This window comes from Frigoribacterium sp. 9N, assembly GCF_902506305.1.
Taxonomy (GTDB): domain Bacteria; phylum Actinomycetota; class Actinomycetes; order Actinomycetales; family Microbacteriaceae; genus Frigoribacterium.
This window is the reverse complement of record NZ_LR733392.1, coordinates 303,712-322,583: the sequence shown is the minus strand read 5'-3', so window position 1 is coordinate 322,583 and position 18,872 is coordinate 303,712. Positions and strand designations below refer to the sequence as shown.

Here is an 18,872-nt window from a genome sequence, read left to right as displayed (position 1 = left end):
CCGCCACCCCGCCACCCCGCCACGAAGTGGTCACAGCACCATGCCTAGATCTGGCGGTGTGGCCACATCCTGGCGTTCTGCCGTGGCCTGAGCTCGACCTCGAGGTCTCGGAGAACCCTGGCGAGCGGTAGGCGGAGCGCAACGTCCTCGGCGTCGCATCGACCGATCGCCGTGATCGCACCCGATCGCACGAGTCGCCGCTCACGGGCCTTCTCGGCCTTCACCACCGCCGACGGCACCCGTCCCGCACGCATCGCCGCGTCGTCGTACTTGGCCTTGCCGTCGAACTCGAGCGCCACGTCACCCATCACGAAGTCGCAACGTCCCGCCAGCCCTGCGCCGTCGAAGATCTCGACCTGCATCACGGGCTCGGGAGCACCGAGCTCGAGGAGCGCGAGCCGACAGAGCGATTCGCCGCCGTTCTCCGCCCAGGGCGTGCCGAACGCCGTGACCTGACGAGCCGTCGCGAGTCCTCGGGCACCGGGTTCGCGGTCCAGGCGCTCGAACAGCAGACGGCGCATGGCGTCTGCCGCCGCGTCCACGCCCGACCGGTGACCGGCGGACGGATGCGGGCCGCGTCGCGCGGGCGCGTCGAAACATCCCGCCCGGGCGGCGGCGCGGCGAAGGACGGCGTCGACACAGAGCACTCCGTCGGCGAACGACGCCGTCCGCGACCTGTCGACCGCCGTACGCCCCTCGCTCGTCACGACGAGCCCGTCGACCGTGACCGTGTCGCGGGCATCGATCGGACCCGGGTGGCGAACGACTCGTGCGGTCGCCTGCGTCCGGTCCCGACCGGGATCGATGACGTGGATGGGCCCCCGCGGCCAGTCGACGCTCGGCAGCCCGTGGAGGGCGACGGCGGAGCCGTGCGACACGACGACCCGAGGCGACAGGCCTGCCATGACCGCTCTCGTCGTCAGGACGTGCCGTCGACGTCCGTCGAGACACGCCCAGTCGGCCGCGTCGACGTAGGCCCCGGGGTGCACCCGATGCAGAAGGCCGCGACTCGCGTCACGTCGCAGGGCGGTGCCGTGCCTGGTCTGAGAACCGTAGGTGGCGGCGAAGACGAGGGGTGGAAGCGCGTCGGTCACGCACCCGAGAGTGTCCCCGCAGCCCACCCTCGAGAGCCGAGCTGCGCCTCCTTGTGGACGGCCTCCACGCAGCCATCGCTGTGTGCGAGACGCGCACTGTCGCACAACACCGAGAAATGGTCACAGCACCCGGATTAATCGGGGTGCTGTGACCATCTCGTGGCGGGGTGCGGCGGCGCGGCGGCCGCGGCAGCGGCGCGGCGACAGCGCAGGAGGCGCGGTGTGGGACTACGCGCCCGTCACCTTCCCGGGGTTGAACACGCGCCCCGGGTCGGCCGAGTCGAACAGCCCCTGCATGACGGCCACGCCCTCGGGCGAGACGTCCTGTGCGAGCCACGGCTGGTGCTCGAGCCCGACGCCGTGGTGGTGCGAGACGGTCGCCCCGGTGTCGATGAACGCCTGCTGGATGGCGTGCTTGACCACGTCGTACTCGGCCTCGGCGTCGTCACCGTGCTCGAAGGCGAAGGTGAAGTACAGGCACGCGCCCGAGTGGTACGAGTGCGACAGGTGGCCCATGATCCAGCCCTGCTTGCCGATGCTGTCGAAGGCCTGGTTCGCCGCGGCGTAGACGCGCGACGACACGAGGCGCAGCTTCGACCAGGGGGCGGCGGTCTCGGAGACGTCCGCCGCGCCTCCGTGGTCCATGAAGAAGTCGCGCAGGTAGGGCGTGTCGAACTTCTTCTGGTCGTAGAGCTTGCCCGGCCCCTTGCCGACGCTCATGCCCTTGTTCGCCTTGACGATCTTGGCGACGGCCTTCTGGGTGTGGGCGACGTGCTCGGGGCTGCCCTCGTAGCCGATGAACGACAGGCACATCGCGTCGACGTCCCAGCCCTTGGCCTTCAGGATGGTCGGCAGCAGGTCGGTGACCTTCTGCGAGATGCCCTTGCCCGGCTTCGACGTGGCGAACGAGAAGGCGGTCTCGTGTGCGTCGCTGACGCGGGTGACCGACGGGCTCACGTCGCTCTCGGCGATGGCCTGCATGGCGGCGAGGCCGTCGTGCCACGACGGGAACAGGTAGGCGAGGATCTCGCGCTTCTCGGGCAGGCGGTGCACCTGGGCGGTGACCTCGGTGATGACGCCGAGACGTCCCTCGCTGCCGATGATCATCTCGCGCAGCGACGGACCCGTCGACGCGCTCGGCACGGCGCGGATCGAGAGCACGCCGCCGGGGCGCACGACCCGCAGCCCCTTGGTGATGTCGGCGATGTCGCCGTACTTGTCGCTCTGCATGCCCGACGAACGGGTGGCGACCCAGCCGCCCATGGTCGAGTGGGTGAAGCTGTCCGGGAAGTGCCCGAGGGTCCAACCGCGGGCGTTGAGCTGCTCCTCGAGGTCGGGGCCCTGACCGCCGGCCTGGATGCGCGCCAGTCCGCCGTCCTCGTCGATGTCGAGCACCTTGTCGAGCCGGCCCATGTCGAGCGAGACGATCGTGCGCTCCTCCGCGGGCAGCGGTTCGAGGCTGCCGACGATGTTGCTGCCGCCGCCGAAGGGGATGAGGACGAGGTCGCTCGCGACGGCCAGGTCGACGATGCGCTGGATCTCGTCCTCGTCGGCCGGGTACACGACGACGTCGGGCACCCGGTCGAGACGTCCGGCGCGGATGCGGATCAGGTCGCGGATGCTCTTGCCGTAGGTGTGGACGACCCGGTCGTGGTCGTCGGTGACGACCTGGCCGTCGCCCACGATCTGCACGAGCGAGTCGAGCACCTCGGTGCCGACCCGGGACGAGGGGACGTCGAGGTCGTCGAACGAGAGGCCGGTGTCGTGCCCCTGGGACAACTCGACGCCCACGATCTTCTTGACGAAGGGGGCGAAGGCGGGCTTGTCGTCGTGGTGGAAGGCGACGCCCTCGACGCCCCAGCCCCACCACTTCATGTGCTTGACGCCGTCGACGGCAGGACTCTTCTTCGGTTGGACGTCGGTCACGGGCGTTCTCCTTCGAGCGGGTCTGACGGGCCCAGGATGCGGGCGGTGTTGGCGTCCTTCAGACGCAGGATCTCGGTGCGCACGCGCGTCGAGAAGTCGGTGACGGACTCGCCGTCGTGGGGCCGCATCGGGTCGCCGAACGCGACTCCGACGGGCAGTCGGCCGGGCCGGGGCCAGCTGCGGCCGCGCGGTTGGGCGATGTTGGCGCCGATCAGGGCGAGCGGCACGACCGGCACGCCGCAGGCCGAGGCGAGGGCGGCGGCGCCGGGCTTGAAGGCGGCGACGGTGCCGTCCTTCGAGCGGGTGCCCTCGGGGAACACCAGCACGGGGTAGCCGCGCTGCAGCAGCGATCGAGCACTGACGGTGGGCTGCCCCTGGCGCCCGCGGGCCGCCGCCTTGGCCGCGGCACGTCGGCGGGCCGAGCTCTGCGGAGTCGACCCCGCCGACGCACCGGACGAGGAGGCGCGGGTCGCGTCGACCGCGGAGGCCGGGGTCCCCGAGCCCCGCTGCACCGGGAACGCGTTGAAGAACAGTTCGGTCAGCTGACGCCGCCAGGGCACGTCGAAGAAGTAGTCGGCCGCGGCGCCCGTGGCCAGGTAGCGCGCGAGCTTGCGCGGCAGGGCACCGAGGATGAGCGGCGCGTCCAGGTGGCTCGAGTGGTTCGCGACGACGATGAAGCCCCCGGTGAGGCCCTCGACCCGGTCGCGGTCGATGACCGTCACGTCGGTGATCGACCAGATCGTCGGCTTGAGCACCATGCGCTGCGCGACGTAGCGGGCCATCGCGTGTCGCCGCGAGCTGAAGCGGTCGCGGACGTCGCTCGCGACGTCACCGGCACGCTGGGCGACGCCACCGGCCCGCTGGGCGACGTCCCCGGCTCGCTGGGCGACGTCGGCCCTGACGTCGTCGACCCGCTGGGCCACGGCGTCGAGGCGGGCGTGTTCGCGGCGTCGTTCTCCGTCGTCCTTCACGCTCACTGCCCCACCGGCTTGCGGCGGCTCGACGAGATCGCGCCGGACGCGGCCCGGACGGCGCCCTTGGGGGCGTGCCGGACCAATCCCATCAGCACCTTGTACCGAAGCGTGGGCATGGAGATCACCTTGCCTTTGTCGACGTCGCGCAGACAGGCGACCACGAGTTGTTCGGTGCTGAGCCACAGGGCGTTGGGTATGGACGACGACTTTATGCCGGCACGCTGATGGAACTCCGTCCGCACCCAGCCCGGCAGGAGGGCCGTGACGCCCACGCCGGTGCCCTTGAGCTCGACCGAGAGACCCTCGCTGTACGAGGTCACCCACGCCTTGATCGCCGAGTAGCTGCCCATGGCCATCAGCCCCGCGGTGCTCGACACGTTGACGATGCGACCGCGGCCGCGCTCGCGCATGGACCTCGCCGCCGCACCCGAGAGCACGAGCACGGCCCGGCACATGACCTCGAACGCGAGGTCGTGCGCGGCGACGTCGGTGGAGGTCAGCGGGGTGTGCATGCCGAAACCGGCATTGTTCACCAGCAGGTCGACGGGGCGGGTCGGGTCGGCCAGCCGTTCGGCCACCCGGTCGACGTCGCCACGGTCGCCGAGGTCGGCCGCGAGCACCTCGACGTCACGGCCGAGCGCGCGCAGGGCGGTCGCCGTCTCGTCGAGTCGGGTGAGGTCACGAGCGACCAGGACGATGTCCCAGCCGCGCATGGAGAGTTGGCGGGCGAATTCGGCTCCGATGCCGGACGTGCCCCCGGTGACGAGCGCTACAGCCATGCCGCTTACGATACGGTGCTGAGAGCAGACTGCGCGCATCGAGACACGTTCGAGGCCCTTCTCGCCTCGTCCACTTCTGCCCCGGAGGACCCCCTGTCATGACGACCAGAGATGCCCCGCGCGCCGACCCCGACTTCGACATCCGCGAGTTCACCAAGACGGCCCAGGGCAACTGGCGCCCCGACCTCGACCTGTCCGGCTTCGCCGACCGCCCCCTGGGCCCCGACGCCCTGCGCCTCGTCCGCCATCTCGGACGTCTCGAGAGCGCCACGATGGAGAACCTGCGCAACCTCCTGGTGACGGCCACCCACAAGGACACTCGGGTCACCGCGTTCCTCGTGACGTGGGCGTTCGAGAAGTTCTGGCTGGCCGACGCCCTCGACGCCGTCCTCGAGGCCCACGGCGAGCCCCGCAACCGCGACGTGACCGAGGGGCCCAAGCGTCACGCCGCCTCCGAGGCCGTCGAGCGCCGTGGCCCGATCACCCGGGCCCTCCAGGCCATCACCGTCGGGTCCCCCATCGTCGCCGTGCACACGACGACGGGGGCCGTCGACGAATGGGTGCTCCGAGAGGCATACGACCGCCTCGACGAGCTCGCGGCACACCCCACGCTGACCACCGTGATCGACCGTGTGAGGGTCGTGAAGGGTCGTCACGAGCAGTTCTTCGCGAGCGAGGCCGACTGGCGCCTGCGCGACTCGCGCCGGTCGGTGAAGATGACCCGCGCCTCCTTGCTGACGGCCGTCTGGCCGATCGGCGCCGTCGAGCGCGCCGACTCCGAGCGCACCTTCTTCGACGCCACCGTCTTCGGCGGGGCCGAGGGCCACCTGCGCGCCGACCGCGTGGGCGCGCAGGTCGCCGACCTGCCGGGCCTGGACGCCTCCGTCGGGGCGGCCGTGACCAGAAAGCTGACCGCATGAGCTCCACCCCCGGCCTCGCGCTGCCCGACCAGACCCCGGGCGCCACCCGAGTCGACCTCGGCGGCTCGCACGTCCTGCTCACCGGCGGCACCGGCTTCGTCGGCCAGGCGATCCTCGAGCGTCTGCTCTCGTCGCACCCCGGCACGACGGTCACGCTCCTCATCCGACCGAAGGCCGGCACCTCGGCCGAGGGGCGTCTGCGGCACCTGCTGAAGAAGCCGGTCTTCGCCTCGTGGCGCGAGGCCGTCGGGGCCGAGGGCGTCGAGAAGGCCCTCGCCGAGCGGCTCCGGGTGATCGAGAGCGGCCTGGGCGACCTGCCCGACCTGCCCTACGACCTCGACGTCGTCATCCACAGCGCGTCCACGGTGTCGTTCGACCCGCCGATCGACCAGGCCTTCGAGACCAACGTCGGCGGGGCGGTCGGGCTCTACGAGGCCCTGCGGAAGACGGGCACCGACCCGCACGTCGTGCACGTGTCGACCGCCTACGTCGGCGGCATCCGCAAGGGCGTGTTCCCCGAGGCGTCGCTCGGCCACACCGTCGACTGGCGTGTCGAGCGCGCCGCCGCCGCCGACGCCCGCGCCCGGGTCGAGGCCGCCTCCCGCCAGCCCGAGACGCTTCGCACCTTCCTCGCCCAGGGTCGTGCGGCGCACGGCAAGACCGGTCCGCAGGCGGTCGCCACGGCCGCAGAAGAAGCCCGCGTCGCCTGGGTCAAGGCCCGTCTCGTCGACTACGGACGCACCCGGGCCGAGACGCTCGGCTGGACCGACGTCTACACGCTGACCAAGGCCTTCGCCGAGCGCGCCGCCGAAGAGCTCTGGGCCGAGGCCGGGCACCGCCTGTCGGTCGTCCGACCGGCGATCGTCGAGAGCGCCCACCGGCACCCCTACCCCGGCTGGATCGACGGCTTCAAGGTCGCCGACCCGCTGATCATGTCGTACGCCCGCGGGCTGCTGCCCGAGTTCCCCGGCGTGCCCGACAGCGTGCTCGACGTGATCCCGGTCGACTACGTCGTCAACGTCATCCTCACCGTCGCGGCGAACCCGGTCGAGGCCGGCAGCCCCCAGTACTTCCACGCCAGCTCGGGCGGCAGCAACCCGTTCTCGATCCTGCGCATGTTCGAGAACCTCAAGGCGTTCTTCACGGCCAACCCGCTGCCCCGCGACGAGCACTCGTCGATCGAGGCGCCGCACTGGAACTTCCCGGGCGTGCGCAAGGTCGAGGGTGCCATCCGCACAGCGAACCGCGTCAACGACGTCCGCGAGGCCGTGCTCACGCGACTGCCGAGCACGCTGCGCACCCGGACGGCGCTGGCCGGGGTCCAGACGCGGCGGGCCGACCTCGAGTCGCTGCAGAGCCTCACCGACCTCTACCGCCACTACGTGCAGTCCGAGATCATCTTCGACGACCGACGCACCCGGGCCCTGCACGCCGGACTCCCCGCGGGCTCGCCCGCCGACATCGGCTTCGACGTGACCGACGTCGACTGGGAGGCCTACTTCCAAGAAGTGCACTTCCCGTCCATCACCTCGATGACCCGGGCGTTCTCGGTGCGCCCCGCCGCGTCGGCCGCCGTCGCCGACACGCGGGCCCTGCCGCCGCGCGACGACGTCGTGGCCGTGTTCGACCTCGAGGGCACGGTGCTCGACAGCAACATCGTCGAGCAGTACCTCTGGGTGCGCTCGGCCGGGTTCCGCAAGGCCGCCTGGCCCGGCGAGGTCGCCAGCCTGCTCACCTCGCTGCCGCGCTACCTCCGGGCCGAGGGTCGCGACCGCGGCGAGTTCATCCGTACGTTCTCCCGACGGTACGAGGGCATGCCCGTCGCGCGGCTCTCGGGCGTGGTCCGGTCACGCGGCTACGCCGACACGGTCCTGCGCCACACCCTCCCCGACGCGCTCGCCCGACTGGCCGAGCACCGTGCCGCCGGGCACCGCACGGTCCTGGTCACGGGCTCGATCGACACCCTGACGACTCCCCTGGCACACCTCTTCGACGACGTCGTCGCCAGCACGATGCACCAGCGCAGCGGCGTCTACACGGGTTACCTCGCACAGCCTCCGCTGGTCGACGAGGCCCGCGCCGCCTGGCTGCGCCAGTACGCCCAGGCGAACGACATCGATCTCTCGGGGTCGTACGGTTATGGTGACTCGTTCGCCGACCTCGCCTGGCTCGAGATGGTCGGCCACCCGAACGCGGTCAACCCCGACAGCAATCTGGCACGCGAGGCGCTCCGAAGAAGATGGAGCATCCGCGATTGGACTCGCAGCGGCCCCCACGGCAGAAGCGGCACCAGCACCACGAGCGGCACCAGCAGCACCACAGCGAAAGGAGACGGAGGCAGGGCCTGAGCCCGCGCCTCCTGACATCACATGGCCTTCGACATCGACAAGTTCGCCGCGACCTCCGAACGCCTGAGCTGGGACGACCTCGACCTCGACCACTTCCGGAAGAACCCGCTCTCGGCCGACTCGCTGCGGACGCTGCGCTACATGGCCGATGTCGAGTACCACACGGTCTGCTACACCCGTGACCTGCTCACGACTCCTTCTCACAAAGAGAACGAGATGACCACGTTCATGACGATGTGGAACCGCGAAGAGTTCTGGCACGGCGAGGCCCTCGCCGCGATCCTCGAGGTCCACGGCATCACGGTCGACTACGACCAGCTCCGCGCGAACCGGCTCAAGCTCGGCTGGCGTGAGCGCCTCGACCCGGTCAAGCAGGGTCTGCTCGGCAAGATCGTCGGCTCCGACTTCGTCGCCGTCCACATGTCGTGGGGCGCGGCCAACGAGTACTCGGCCGTGTCGGCGTACAAGCGCATGGCCGAGCTCGAACAGGACCCGGTCCTCGCCGAGTTGCTGAAGCGCATCGCCAAGCAAGAGGCCCGCCACGTCGCGTTCTACGTCTCGCAGGCCCGTGAGCGTCTGCTCGCGAGCAAGAAGGCGCAGAAGCTGACGCGGTTCCTGTTGTCGAAGGTCTGGGCCCCGGTCGGCTCGTCCATCATGGAGGTCGACGACGTCAAGTTCGTCTTCGGCCAGCTGATGAGCGGCGAAGAGGGCCGCAAGGCCGCCGTCAAGCTCGACCAGAACATCTCGAACCTGCCGGGCATGAGCGGTCTGACGATCTTCCAGAAGGCCCTCGACGGCCTGGGCATCCGTGCGGACTCGGTCGGCGGCTCCTCCGCCGGTTCGGTCGCCACGGCGTGAAGACCAGCCACCTGAGGCACTTCCTGGTCGCGGCCGACGTGCTGCACTTCCCGGTGGCGGCCGACAAGCTCGGCATCTCGCGCCAGAAGCTCGAATCGTCGATCGAGGCCCTCGAGCTCGAGTTCGGTGCGAAGCTGTTCGACCGCGACGTCACGCCGTACCGGTTGACCAAGGCTGGCAAGGCGGCGGTGGTCGTCGCCGAGGACGAACTGGCGAGTCCTTCCACCCCGACCCGGCACCCCCGGCACCCCCGGCACCCCCGGCACCCCGACCGTCTGCGTCGTCGTCGCCGCCGAGCGGCCGGCTGCCGGACCCCAATGCGCCGAGCGCCCGGGCGTCGAGCTCGTCCCGCACAACCCACGTCACCTCGACGCCGTCGGGCGCGTCGAGCGGCCGCACGTCGGCCCGGGTCGGCACCTCCTGGATCACCGACCCGACGGAGGCGCGGTGCAGCGACCGCACGATGCCTTCCGTCCCCGGCAACCCGGTCTCGTCGGCGACCAGGTGGATCTCGGTCGCGTCGTCGGGGGCGTTGAAGAGCACGCCCTGGTCGAGCAGGCCGAGGGCGTCGCCGGGGCGGGCGGCGCAGGCCCAGATCGCCGCGCCTCCTTCGAGTTCGCCGGACCCGCCGCGGTGCAGCACGAAGTCGATGTCGAGCTCGGCGCGCGAGGCCCCGCCCGCACCGGCCGCACCGGCCGCACCGGCACCCGCGCCGGCCGCCCCCGCACCCGCACCCGCCGGACCCGCCGGCCGGAACTCGCGCACCGTGTAGTTCGCGCAGTGCGGCCGCTCGGCCTCGGGGATCGCCAGGTACTGCGCGTACCAGAGCGACGTGGTCGCCCGGGGCAGCCTCAACGAGTCGCTGCCGGGCACCGGCAGGAACAGCCGGAACCACTGGTCGAAGCCCATGCCGCCGAACTCGTGCAGGTCGTCGCCGACGACGGTGACGCGCTGGAAGCTCGGCGAGACGCGCTCGGAACGCAGCACCTCGAGCCGGTGCACTCGGGGGTCGGCGGGCTTGACGGGCGGACGGCGGGTCGACATAAGGTAAGGCTAACCTAACGAACCGCGGGTCGCATCCGACGTCGTCGACCACGCCTCCGACGGGCACGCCGACGTCGAGCCACCCGCACGACCCGCATGACCAGCACCACCCGCACCATCCGCACCATCCGCACGACCCGCACGACCAGCACGACCCGCACGATGCGCGACACCGCGCCTGCCCCACCGCTCCACGATCCGAAGGAGACCCGTGTCTGAACGCCACGCGTCCGCACTGCTGACCACCGCGACCGCCGACGAGTACGAGCGCCTCACCGGCGCCGCCGTCGCCCGGATCGCCGACCGCTTCCGCACGACGCGCCAACCCTTCTCGGGCAAGAGCCGTGCGCACCTGCAACACCTCGTCGACGCCGTCGACCTGGACGCCCCGGGCACCGGCCTCGACGACGCCCTGCGCGAGGTCGACGAGCTCTTCACGGCGAACGCCGTCTGGTTCCACGACCCCGCCTACCAGTCGCACCTCAACTGCCCGGTCGCCCTCCCGGCGGTCGCGGCCGAGACCGTGCTCGCCGCGGTCAACCCCTCCGTCGACACCTACGACCAGTCGGCCGTCGGCACCCTGATCGAGCGTCGCCTCGTCGACTGGACCGCCGAGCGCATCGGCTTCGACCCCGCCACCCGCGACGGCGTCTTCACCTCGGGCGGCACGCAGTCGAACCTGCACGCCCTGCTGCTCGCCCGCGAGCACGCCACGGCGCGCGCCCGCGCCGAAGCGAGGGACGAGGAGGCGCGGCTGCGAGGCACCGCCGCCCCCGGCCACCGACCCGTCCCGCGCGCCACGGCACTGCACGACCTGCTCGGCCGCATGGTCGTGGTCGCCACCGCCGAGAGCCACTTCAGCGTGCAGAAGTCGGCTCGGTTGCTCGGCCTCGGCGAGGACGCCGTCGTGACCGTCCCCACCGACGACGCCGGTCGGATGCGACCCGAGGCCCTCGCGGTCACCCTGGACGCCCTCGTGCAGGCCGGACACCTGCCGGTCGCCGTCGTCGCGACCGCCGGCACGACCGATCGCGGCTGCCTCGATCCGCTCGCCGCCGTCGCCGAGGTCTGCGACCGCACGGGCGTGTGGCTGCACGTCGACGCGGCGTACGGGGGCGGCCTGCTCGTGTCGCCGACGCGTCGGCACCTGCTCGACGGCATCGAGCACGCCCGGTCGGTCACGGTCGACTTCCACAAGACGTTCTTCCAGCCGGTGTCGTCGAGTGCCCTCATCGTGCGCGACGGGCACGACCTCGACCCGGTCGCCTGGCACGCCGACTACCTCAACCCGCTCACCGACCCCGAACCGAACCAGGTCTCGAAGTCGCTCCAGACCACCCGACGGTTCGACGCGCTCAAGCTCTGGGCGACGCTCCGCGCCCTCGGCGCCGACGGCGTCGGCGAGCTGGTCGACCGCGTGATCGACCTCGCGACCGGGGCCCACGACCTGCTGCGGGGCGACGACGAGTTCGTGCTGCTCGCCGAGACCCAGCTCAGCACGGCGCTGTTCCGCTGGCAGCCGTCCGGCGTCGACGACGCCACCGCCGACCGGCTCGTCCCCCTCGTCCGACGCGTGCTCTTCGAGTCCGGCAGGGCGATCGTCGCGAAGACCGTGGCCGACGGGCGTCCCTGCCTCAAGCTGACGCTGCTCAACCCGGGCGCGGGTCTCGACGACGTGAGGGGCGTGCTCGAGCTGGTCCGCGCCTCCTCGTGGGCCCTGCTCGAGAGCGACGCCCCCGCCCTCGTCGCCGCCGGGACGGAGGTCGCCCGATGACCGCCGCCACCACGGCAGCCGTGGCCGCCACCGCCCCGCGCGACGCCCCGCGCGACGCCCCGCGCGACGCCCCGCGCCTCCACGACCTGGTCGGCATCGGCCTCGGCCCGTTCAACCTCGGCCTGGCCGCCCTGACCGACCCGCTCGACGACGTCGACGCGGTGTTCCTCGACGAGAACGACGGCTTCGCCTGGCACCCCGGCATGATGATCGAGGGCGCCACGATCCAGGTGCCGTTCCTGGCCGACCTCGTGACGATGGCCGACCCGACCTCGCGCTTCGGGTTCCTGAACTGGCTGAAGGCGACCGGGCGGCTCTACCCGTTCTACATCCGCGAGGAGTTCTCCCCGCTCCGCGCGGAGTACGACGCCTACTGCCGCTGGGTCGCCGGCCAGCTCGACACCCTGCGGTGGGGTCGACGCGTCACGAGCGTCGACGAGCAGCCCGACGGGACGTACGTCGTGAGCTCGCGACGTGCTGCCGACCAGGCCGTCGAGACCTGGCACGCCCGACACGTCGTGCTGGGGGTGGGCACCGAGCCGCGCCTCCCCGAGCCGCTGCAGCGCCTCGCCGACCGGGGTGACGCCCACGGCCGGGGCGACGCCCACGGCCGGGTCGTGCACAGCGCCGACTACCTGACGGCCCGCGACCGCCTGCGCGCCGCCGACTCGGTGACGATCGTCGGCAGCGGGCAGTCGGCCGCCGAGATCTACCGCGACCTGCTCGACACGAGCCGCGTCGGCGACCGACCGGGGCACCGGCTCGACTGGGTCACCCGTTCGCCGCGGTTCTTCCCGATGGAGTACACGAAGCTCACGCTCGAGCTCACCAGCCCGGAGTACACCGACCACTTCCACTCGCTGCCGCGCGAGACCCGCGACCGCCTCGGCCGCGAACAGCGCAGCCTCTACAAGGGCATCAGCGGCGACCTCGTCGACGACGTGTACGACACGCTCTACCGGCTGAGCGTCGACGGGCCGGTCGACTCGACCCTGCTGACCGAGACCGAGCTGGTCGACGCCCGGTGGGTCGACGCCGACGAGCAGCTCGAGATCACGGTCCGGCACGCGCAGCTCGGCACGACGACCACCCGCCGCACGGACGCGCTCGTCGTCGCGACGGGCTATGCCGCACGACTGCCGTCGTTCCTCGACGCCCTCGGCGACCGCGTCGACCGGGACGACCTCGGCCGCCTCGCCGTGGCCCGGGACTACTCGATCGACGGGGGCCGGGGACGGCTGTTCGTCCAGAACGCCGAGGAGCACACCCACGGCCTCACCGCCCCCGACCTCGGCTTCGGCGCCTGGCGCAACTCGAGCATCATCGCCTCGATCACCGGCCGCGAGGCCTACCCGATCGAGCGCCGCATCGCCTTCCAGACCTTCGGCCGGCCCGACGGGCCGACACCGACAGCGACACCGACACCGACACCGACCGAGGAGGCGCGGGTCACCCGATGAGCACCACCCACGACACCGAGGCGCTAGCGCCCGAAGCCTCCCCCGCGGCACCCGCAGCGCCCGCGGCATCCGCAGCGCCGTCCCGCACCGTCGAGCGGGCGACGGGCGTGGCGTTCTCGCGCCGCGCCTCCTGCGGGCTCGTCACGATCGAGCCGTTCGCCGCGGACCCCTACGTCGTCTGCCTCCGCCGGTGGTTGGCGCACCCGGCATCGGCCGCCTGGCAGATGGCGGGCCTGAGCACCGACGAGGTGCGCGCCTACCTGGCCGCGATCGACGCCGACCCGCACCAGCAGGCCTGGCTCGGCCGGGTCGACGGCGAACCGACGTTCTTCGTCGAGACCTACGACCCGGCCGAGGTGCTGCTGACCGAGGTGCACGACGCCGAGCCCGGAGACGTGGGCATGCACCTGCTCGTCGCTCCCCCGCGCGGGCAACGGGTGCACGGCCTGACCAGCGCCGTCATGGCGAGCGTCGTCGACTTCGTCTTCGAGATCGAGCGGGCGAGGCGCATCGTCGTCGAGCCCGACGTGACCAACGACCGCATCGCGGCGAAGAACGACGAGGTGGGGTTCCGGGCGCTCGGCGACGTCGAGCTGCCCGACAAGACGGCTCGGCTCTCGGTCCTGACGCGACACGACCGGGCGGCGGCGCACCTCGCCCCCGGCCCCGTGGACTGGGCTCATCGGCACCTGGTGACCAAGGCGCTGAGCGAGTTCGCCCACGAGCGGCTGATCGCCCCGGTGGCCGACGACGACGCCGCGACCGCCCCCGCAGTCGACGACGACGACGCCGACGCCGCTGCGACGGACGGCGCCTGGCGGGTCGCCCTCGACCACGACGGCCACCGGATCGACTACCGGTTCACGGCCCGCCGGCTGGCCCTCGAGCACTGGGCGATCGACGACACGACGGTCACCCGCACGATCGACGACCGCCCCGAGCCCCTCGACGCCCTCGCGTTGGTCGTCGAGCTGGACGACCTGCTCGGCATCCCCGAGTCGCTGCTCGCCACCTACCTCGAGGAGGTCTCGTCGACCCTGGCGAGCGCCGCCTACAAACGTCACCGGGGCGGCCCGACCGCCGAGCGGTTGACCACCGCGGACTTCCAGACGGTCGAGGCGGCGATGACCGAGGGGCACCCGGGCTTCGTCGCGAACGCCGGGCGCATCGGCCTCGGACTCGACGAGTTCCACGCCTTCTCCCCCGAGGCCGCGGCTCCCGTCCGGCTGGTCTGGTTGGCGGCGCGTCGGTCGGTGACGCACCTCGCACTCGGCGCCGGACTCGACGAGAGGACGCTGTGGCAGGCCGAGCTGGGCCCCGAGAGCGTCGCCCGGTTCGACGCCACCCTCGCCGCGAAGGGCCTCGACCCGGCCGGGTTCCACTACCTGCCGGTGCACCCGTGGCAGTGGCAGCACCGCGTCTCGATCTCGTTCGCCCCCGACGTCGCCCGGCGTGACCTCGTGCTGCTCGGCGAGGGCGACGACACGTACCAGGCGCAGCAGTCGATCCGCACCTTCGCGAACCGCAGCCGGCCCGACCGGCACTACGTCAAGACGGCGCTGGCGATCCAGAACATGGGCTTCGTCCGCGGCCTCTCGCCGGCCTACATGAGGCCGACGCCCGCGATCAACGACTGGGTGCACGACCTCGTGCACACCGACGCGACCCTGCAGGAGGCGCGGTTCCGGGTCCTGAGGGAGCGCGCCTCCGTCGGCTACACCGGTGACGCCTACCACCGGACGACGACGTCGTCGCCGCACCGGAAGATGATCGCCGCGCTCTGGCGCGAGAGCCCGGTGCCGCTGGTCGGCCCGGGTGAGCGGCTCGCCACGATGGCGGCGCTGCTGCATCGCGACGGTGCCGGCGACGCACTCGCCTCGGCCCTCGTGAAGGCCTCGGGGCTGTCGGCGGAGGACTGGCTGCGGTCGTACCTGCACGCCTACCTCCGACCGGTGGTGCACTGCCTGAGGGCGCACGACCTGGCGTTCATGCCGCACGGCGAGAACGTCATCCTCGTGCTCGAGGGGTGCGTGCCGACGGCCGCGTTCATGAAGGACATCGGCGAGGAGATCGTCGTCGTCGCCCCGCGCGAGGTCCCCGAGGCGGTGCGGCGGACCGTGCACCCGGTCGACGACCGCGAGAAGGCGTTGGCGGTGTTCACGGACGTGTTCGACGGGGTGTTCCGACACCTGGCCGCCATCCTCGACGGCGACGGCGTGCTGCCTGCGGCCCGGTTCTGGGCGCTCGTGGCCGAGTGCGTCGAACGGCACGCCGACGAGCACCCCGACCTGCCGGGGTCGGTCGACCTGCGGGCGACACGCTTCGACCACTCCTGCCTCAACCGGCTGCAGCTGCGCGACACGCGCCAGATGGTCGACCTCGCGGCGCAGTCGTCGTCGCTGATCTTCGCCGGGACGCTGGCGAACCCGATCGCGAGGTAGGGGCGGCGCCCCGGGGCGGGGGCGGTCGGGCCGCCTCCGCCCCTGGGAGGTGGCGGTCGATTCACGGTCGACCACCACCGATCCGCGCAGGGCCACGGGCCGTGCGGGCCACCGCCGATCACAGGGGGAGAACCATCGGCGGCGGGTCGGGCTGCTCGAGCGACGATACCGCCGTCGAGTTGCTTGGGTTTGAAGATACTCGCCCGACAAGGGGAAGGCAACGATCGAGCGCTGGGCATTCGCTGCACGGGGCGGGTGATTCGAAGCTCGAACAACTCACTCGGCGAGGTATCGTGGCCTCCGTGGCGTCCGTCGCCGCGCCTCCTCGTCTTCGCTCCGTCCTCGCGTCGCCGTCCCGCCAGCAGAGAGCCCACCATGTCCGACGTCTCCCCCCAGCCGCCCGCCGGCTCCCCTCCGCCCCTCGACGACGAGGGCCAGTTCGACGTGACCCTCGTGCTCTCGGCGTACGCGTCGCTGCAGCGACAGGGCGAGCGCGTGCAGAAGGTCGTCGCCGACCACTTCGGCATGGGCACCACCGACCTCCGCTGCCTGACCTTCATCGCCACCGACCACGACACGACCCCGAAGCGCGCCGCCGAGTTCCTCGAGCTGTCGACCGGGGCGACGACCAGCCTGGTCGACCGGCTCGAGAGCGGCGGGTACATCTCGCGCCAGCCGCACCCCTCCGACCGGCGGAGCGTGCTGCTCGAACTGGCCCCGGCCGGGCGCGAGGCGATCGACCAGATCCACGACTTCTACCGCCGGGCGTTCCGCGACGCGGTCGACCCGAACCACCTCGACTTCCTCGCGGCGGCGATGCGCGCGATCGGCGACTCGCTGACGCGCGCCGCGGCCGGCGACGACGCCGTCGGCTGAGCGGCCCCCGCCGCCGCCGCCGCCACCGCCACCGCCGCCACCGCCACCGCCGGGTCGAACCACCGATGTGGCGTCGAACCACGCACTCCGGTGGTTCGACGCCACATCGGTGGTTCGGTGCCGTCGGGATGGTCCGCGCGACCTGCACGGGCGCACGCGGCCGGTCGTAGGGTGGGTCGATGACCCCCTCGGACGTCCTCGTCGAAGCCTTCTCGCGCCTCCCCGCCATCGCCGTGCGGGCGGTCGCCGACCTCTCCGTCGACGACCTCGCCTGGCGCCCCGACGACGAGGCGAACACGATCGCCTGGCTCGTCTGGCACACCGCGCGGGGGCAGGACGTCCAGATCGCCGACCTCGCCGCGTCGGAGCAGGTCTGGACGGCCGACGGCTGGGCCGAGTCGTTCGCGCTGCCGTTCTCGCCCGCCGAGATGGGCTACGGCATGTCCCCGGCCGACGTGGCCGCGGTGCGGGTCGACGCCGAGCTGTTGATCGGCTACCTCGAGGCCGTGACGCTGCGGACGCGCGGCTACCTCGACGACCTCGACGGCGCCTCGTACGACGACGTGGTCGACGAGGCCTGGGACCCTCCGGTCACGGCCGGCGCCCGTCTCGTCAGCATCCTGAACGACTGCGTGCAACACCTCGGCCAGGCCTCCTACGTGCGCGGCCTGCTCGACCGCCGCTAGCCGCCCGCCTGCCGGCCGCCCCACCGAATGCCAGCAATCCGCCGAGACCCTCTTGCGCGCGCGGGTGTCTCGACGACTTTCCGGGGTCTCACCAACGCAGGAGGCGCGGGTTCAGTCCTCGAGGGACGGCGGGAATTCGGCCGGCACCGTGAATCCGAGCCGCGCGGCCAGTTCGTCGAGCTCGGCCCGGCGCGCCTCGTACTCGGCGGCGAGCACCGGACCGACGACGGCGTCCGCGTGTGGCCAGCTGCCGTCGGACGTCGCCTCGCGCCACAACTCGATCGACGTGAGCGCGGATCGCGTGGCCACGCAGGCTCTGGCGAGGTCCACGACGTCCGCCACGGGGGCGTGCCCGGCTTCCGCCCACTGCCGCACCTCGACGGGCACGTACTCGAGGACGCCGGGCGTCTCGGCTCGTGAGCGATGCCCGGCACGCACCCGTCCGCGCGTCCCGAGCCCGCCGATCCAGCGGGCGAGGGCACGGAGACCCGCCGACGTCGCCGCGCCCGCTGATGCTCCGGCGGCCACGGGCACGACGAACGACGGTGGTTCCCGCCAGCCCGCCACGTCCCAGGCGAGCCACCAGGCGACGGCCACCCCGAGCGTCACGCCTGCCCAGGTGGCCACGCGCCTGCCCGCCGAATCGTTCGAGACGAAGGCCCGCCGACGCACGACCTCCAAGGCGACGTCGAGAGGGACGGACGGATCGGTGACGAGGTAATGGGTCTCGTCGTCTGCGCGGGCGACGCTCACGAAGGCCGTCATGCCGCGTCGTCCCTCATGAGCACGGGGTCGGGGTCGAACCCCAGCGGTCCCGCGACGACCCGGAGCGCCTCGGCGGCGTCGCCGATCGCCGAGCTGAGGGCGACGAGCGGCCGGGCGTCCGTGCGGCGGTCGAGTGGGAACTCGAGCTGAGGTCCCGGGTCGCCCACGAATTCCAGTGCTCCGTCGCCGTCCACGTCGACGTACCCGTGGAGGAGTTCCTCGACCGTCCACGAGGCCTCGACGAGTTCCGTGTACAACGACACGGCCTCGTTCAGTCGCCACACGTCCGAGGCGAGCGTCTCGTCGGTGACCCACCCGAGTACGTCGTCGTCCACCTCGACGATGCCGGGCGCCGTGACCGGTACCGGCAGGTCGGGAGTCGTCACCGCCCACACCCCCCTCGCGGCGAGACCAGCGGCGCCGAACAGGACGATCCCGCCGACGAGGTTGACGGTCCCCTCCGCCAGCGCCTCGGTCAGCTGCAACGCATCGACCACGTCGTCGATGCCCGCGCCACCCGCCACGACCACCAGCACGAACGCGAGCAGCGGCGCGTACCGCACCACCCTCCGCACCGGCCCGACGTACGTCCCCGCGTTCCGCCGCCGCAGCTCGGCCACCGCCGCCTCGGCCGCCGCCGCGTCGAGCGACGGGTCGACGACGTGCCAGCGCCGCCGGTTCCCCAGGCGCACGCGCAGCAGGCCGGGGCGGTCGCGGGTCGGGGGCACATCGAGAGACTAGGGGGCGTGCGGCCTGCCAGCCGCGCCCCCGTCCACAGGACGTCCGCCGCGGGCCGGCGGCGCGCCTCCTCGGCTCGTCTGCCTCGCACGGCGCCCGCACGACGAAGAACCCCGTTCCGGACGATGCACCCGCGCGATGCGGGGTCCGTCGTCCGGAACGGGGTGCGTGAGCAGGAGGCGCGGTGGG

The 18,872-nt window shown here is 72.2% G+C and carries 16 protein-coding genes and 1 pseudogene; 10 read left to right on the top strand and 7 right to left on the bottom strand.

Annotated features, from left to right (window positions below; genetic code table 11):
* Positions 1 to 44 precede the first annotated feature (44 nt).
* From ARTHRO9V_RS04550 to ARTHRO9V_RS04535, 4 genes are all read right to left on the bottom strand, one after another.
* On the bottom strand, positions 45 to 905 hold the full coding sequence (locus ARTHRO9V_RS04550) for a hypothetical protein (RefSeq protein ID WP_159825842.1): 861 nt from the start codon (positions 903 to 905) through the stop codon (positions 45 to 47).
* Between the two features lie 417 nt (positions 906 to 1,322).
* Positions 1,323 to 3,020, bottom strand: coding sequence for an FAD-binding oxidoreductase (locus ARTHRO9V_RS04545; protein ID WP_370516177.1), 1,698 nt, complete (start codon positions 3,018 to 3,020; stop codon positions 1,323 to 1,325).
* On the bottom strand, positions 3,017 to 3,997 hold the full coding sequence (locus ARTHRO9V_RS04540; protein WP_159825840.1) for a lysophospholipid acyltransferase family protein: 981 nt from the start codon (positions 3,995 to 3,997) through the stop codon (positions 3,017 to 3,019). The genes ARTHRO9V_RS04545 and ARTHRO9V_RS04540 overlap by 4 nt, the downstream gene beginning before the upstream one ends.
* Positions 3,994 to 4,773 (bottom strand): SDR family oxidoreductase, encoded by a 780-nt coding sequence (locus ARTHRO9V_RS04535; RefSeq protein ID WP_043595700.1) that lies wholly within the window; start codon positions 4,771 to 4,773, stop codon positions 3,994 to 3,996. Before ARTHRO9V_RS04535 ends, ARTHRO9V_RS04540 begins: the two co-directional genes overlap by 4 nt.
* 98 nt (positions 4,774 to 4,871) lie before the next feature.
* Here ARTHRO9V_RS04535 and ARTHRO9V_RS04530 point away from each other — a divergent pair, with 98 nt between their 5' ends.
* The 4 genes and pseudogenes from ARTHRO9V_RS04530 to ARTHRO9V_RS15970 all read left to right on the top strand — a co-directional run.
* Entirely contained in the window at positions 4,872 to 5,693 is an 822-nt protein-coding gene (locus ARTHRO9V_RS04530) for a hypothetical protein (RefSeq protein WP_159825838.1), read from the top strand.
* A complete protein-coding gene (locus ARTHRO9V_RS04525; RefSeq protein ID WP_159825836.1) occupies positions 5,690 to 8,041 on the top strand; it encodes an SDR family oxidoreductase in 2,352 nt (783 codons plus the stop codon). The genes ARTHRO9V_RS04530 and ARTHRO9V_RS04525 overlap by 4 nt, the downstream gene beginning before the upstream one ends.
* Before the next feature lie 21 nt (positions 8,042 to 8,062).
* Positions 8,063 to 8,899, top strand: a complete 837-nt coding sequence (locus ARTHRO9V_RS04520; protein ID WP_055970915.1) for a hypothetical protein — start codon at positions 8,063 to 8,065, stop codon at positions 8,897 to 8,899.
* Positions 8,896 to 9,021, top strand: a pseudogene (locus ARTHRO9V_RS15970) (LysR family transcriptional regulator); the annotation flags it as partial. The gene ARTHRO9V_RS04520 and the pseudogene ARTHRO9V_RS15970, both read left to right, overlap by 4 nt.
* Positions 9,022 to 9,049: 28 nt before the next feature.
* Here the strand turns inward: ARTHRO9V_RS15970 and ARTHRO9V_RS04510 are convergent.
* Positions 9,050 to 9,943, bottom strand: a complete 894-nt coding sequence (locus ARTHRO9V_RS04510) for a siderophore-interacting protein (protein ID WP_201298915.1) — start codon at positions 9,941 to 9,943, stop codon at positions 9,050 to 9,052.
* Between the two features lie 96 nt (positions 9,944 to 10,039).
* Here ARTHRO9V_RS04510 and ARTHRO9V_RS15870 point away from each other — a divergent pair, with 96 nt between their 5' ends.
* From ARTHRO9V_RS15870 to ARTHRO9V_RS04485, 6 genes are all read left to right on the top strand, one after another.
* On the top strand, positions 10,040 to 10,162 hold the full coding sequence (locus ARTHRO9V_RS15870) for a hypothetical protein (protein WP_255477491.1): 123 nt from the start codon (positions 10,040 to 10,042) through the stop codon (positions 10,160 to 10,162).
* A complete protein-coding gene (locus ARTHRO9V_RS04505; protein ID WP_201298914.1) occupies positions 10,155 to 11,717 on the top strand; it encodes a pyridoxal-dependent decarboxylase in 1,563 nt (520 codons plus the stop codon). Before ARTHRO9V_RS15870 ends, ARTHRO9V_RS04505 begins: the two co-directional genes overlap by 8 nt.
* Positions 11,714 to 13,177 (top strand): lysine N(6)-hydroxylase/L-ornithine N(5)-oxygenase family protein, encoded by a 1,464-nt coding sequence (locus ARTHRO9V_RS04500; RefSeq protein WP_159825834.1) that lies wholly within the window; start codon positions 11,714 to 11,716, stop codon positions 13,175 to 13,177. The genes ARTHRO9V_RS04505 and ARTHRO9V_RS04500 overlap by 4 nt, the downstream gene beginning before the upstream one ends.
* Entirely contained in the window at positions 13,174 to 15,618 is a 2,445-nt protein-coding gene (locus ARTHRO9V_RS04495) for a GNAT family N-acetyltransferase (RefSeq protein ID WP_159825832.1), read from the top strand. The genes ARTHRO9V_RS04500 and ARTHRO9V_RS04495 overlap by 4 nt, the downstream gene beginning before the upstream one ends.
* Before the next feature lie 375 nt (positions 15,619 to 15,993).
* Positions 15,994 to 16,494: a MarR family winged helix-turn-helix transcriptional regulator gene (locus ARTHRO9V_RS04490; protein ID WP_123572037.1), complete on the top strand. Its 501-nt coding sequence runs from the start codon at positions 15,994 to 15,996 to the stop codon at positions 16,492 to 16,494.
* Between the two features lie 179 nt (positions 16,495 to 16,673).
* Positions 16,674 to 17,180, top strand: coding sequence for a mycothiol transferase (locus tag ARTHRO9V_RS04485; protein ID WP_159825830.1), 507 nt, complete (start codon positions 16,674 to 16,676; stop codon positions 17,178 to 17,180).
* 111 nt (positions 17,181 to 17,291) lie between these two features.
* On the opposite strand, the gene ARTHRO9V_RS04480 is transcribed toward ARTHRO9V_RS04485, so the two are convergent.
* Positions 17,292 to 17,945, bottom strand: coding sequence for a hypothetical protein (locus ARTHRO9V_RS04480; protein WP_159825828.1), 654 nt, complete (start codon positions 17,943 to 17,945; stop codon positions 17,292 to 17,294).
* A complete protein-coding gene (locus ARTHRO9V_RS04475) occupies positions 17,942 to 18,673 on the bottom strand; it encodes a hypothetical protein (RefSeq protein WP_159825826.1) in 732 nt (243 codons plus the stop codon). The genes ARTHRO9V_RS04480 and ARTHRO9V_RS04475 overlap by 4 nt, the downstream gene beginning before the upstream one ends.
* Positions 18,674 to 18,872: the final 199 nt, after the last annotated feature.